Source organism: Streptomyces humidus (genome assembly GCF_014649655.1).
Lineage (GTDB): Bacteria > Actinomycetota > Actinomycetes > Streptomycetales > Streptomycetaceae > Streptomyces > Streptomyces humidus.
In genome coordinates this window covers 1-2152 of sequence record NZ_BMTL01000113.1, presented here as the reverse complement: position 1 = coordinate 2152, position 2152 = coordinate 1, and the positions used below count along the sequence as shown (strand labels likewise).

The following is a 2152-nucleotide window of genomic DNA, read 5'->3' as shown; positions in this document are numbered from 1 at the left end:
CGGGGTGCTGCCGCGTACGTTGCATGTGGACGAGCCGTCCTCCCAGGTCGACTGGTCGGCCGGCGCCGTCGAGCTGCTGACGCAGGAGCGGGAGTGGCCCGCGCTGGAGGGCCGGCCGCGCCGCGCCGCCGTGTCCGCCTTCGGGCTCAGCGGCACCAACGCCCATGTCGTCCTGGAGGAACCGCTCTCCGTCGGCACTCCGGAACCCACAGCGCCCCCGAACCCCCCGTCGGCCACGGTGCCCTGGCTTGTCTCCGGCCGCAGCGAGGAAGCGTTGCACGCCCAGGCCGCCCGGCTGGTCGAGCACATCGAGTCCCGCCCCGAGCTGAGCCCCGCCGTGGTCGCCCACGCGCTCGCCACCTCCCGGTCCGCCTTCGAGTACCGCGCCGCCGTGGTCGGTGCGGACCGCGAGGACCTCCTCGCCGCCCTGAAGGCCGTCGGCCGGGGCCGGCCCTCGCCCGTCGCAGCCGTGGGCACGACCACCTCCGAGGGCGACCTCGCCTGCCTCTTCGCGGGGCAGGGCTCCCAGCGGCTCGGCATGGGCCGTGAACTGTACGACGCCTTCACGGTGTTCGCGGAGGCGTTCGACGCCGTCTGCGCCCACCTGGACAACGAACTCCGACGGTCGCTCAAGGAGATCGTCTTCGGTGACGACGAAGAAGTCCTGAACCGAACGGAGTTCACCCAGCCCGCCCTCTTCGCCTTCGAAGTTGCGCTCTTCCGGCTGCTGGAGTCGTGGGGCGTCCGCCCCGACGTGCTCGCCGGCCACTCCGTCGGCGAACTGGCCGCGGCCTATGTGGCAGGAGTGTGGTCCCTGGAGGACGCCTGCCGCCTGGTCGCGGCACGCGGCCGGCTCATGCAGGCGCTGCCCGAGGGCGGCGCCATGGTCGCGCTGCAGGCCTCGGAGGAGGAGGTGCTGCCCCTGCTGGCCGGGCGGGAGGCCGAAGCCGGCATCGCCGCCCTCAACGGGCCGCAGTCCGTCGTGATCTCGGGAGACGAGGCCTGTGTCTCGGAGATCGCCGCGCACTTCCGGGGCCTCGGCCGCAGGGCCACCCCGTTGCGGGTCAGCCACGCCTTCCACTCGCCGCTGATGGAACCCATGCTGCACGACTTCCTGCGCGTCGCGGAAAGCCTCACCTACCACCGCCCGCAGATCCCCGTCGTCTCCGACGTCACCGGCGCCCTCGCCGACCCCGGTGAACTGTGCGCGGCCGGCTACTGGGTGGCGCAGGTCCGGCAGCCCGTGCGCTTCGCCGACAACGTACGACGCCTGCACGAGCAGGGTGTCACCCGCTACCTCGAACTCGGCGCGGACGGCACCCTCACCGCCCTCGCCCGGACCTGCCTCTCCGACGACCCGGCCGCGGGAACCGGACCGCTGTTCGTTCCCGCGCTGCGCAAGGACAGCCCCGAGGTCGCCGCTCTGTACGGCGCCCTGGCCCGGCTCCATGTCCACGGCGTCGACGTCGACTGGTCCCCGGCGCTCGGGGCCGCCCCCGCCACCCGAGCGGCGGACCTGCCGACCTACGCCTTCCAGCACGAACGCTACTGGCTCGACCACGGCACCGCCGTCACAGCCGGGAAGACCGCCCGCACCGCGGCGGACACGGCCGACGACCGTTTCTGGGAAGCGGTCGAGTGCGAGGACGTCGACGCCCTGACCCAGACCCTGGGCATCGCGCCCGAGGACATCGGCGCCGTCGTCCCGGCACTGGCCTCCTGGCGGAAGCGGCAGCAGCAGGAGACCGCCGTCGAGTCCCTCTCCTATGAGGTGGTGTGGAAGCCCGCGGCCGTCGAAGCGGCCGCGGCCCCGGACGCCACCGACGCGTGCTGGCTGCTGGTCCTTCCGGACGCCCTCGACGGCCCCGACCCGGCGGTCGTCGCCGTCACCGCCGCCCTCGGCGGCCCCGACCGCGTCACCACCGTCATCGCCACCGACCGCGCCGCACTGGCCGGCCGGCTGCGTGACGCCGCCGCGGACCGACCCGTCGGGGGCGTCCTGGCGTTCGCCGGACTCGCCGGATCCGACACCGAGGGCCTGCCGCTGGGCCCTGCCACGGTGGCGGCGGTGTTGCAGGCGGTCGGTGACGCGGGGGTGGGCGGCCGGGTGTGGGTGCTGACGTGTGGGGGTGTGTCGGTGGGCCGTTCGGAC

1 protein-coding gene is annotated in these 2152 nt (G+C 74.2%); it reads left to right on the top strand.

The genetic code is table 11. The annotated features are described in order from the left end of the window. Positions 1-25: 25 nt before the first annotated feature. Positions 26-2152, top strand: a 2127-nt coding sequence (locus IE239_RS41260) for an acyltransferase domain-containing protein (protein WP_190154576.1), incomplete at its 3' end; no start/stop codon positions are given.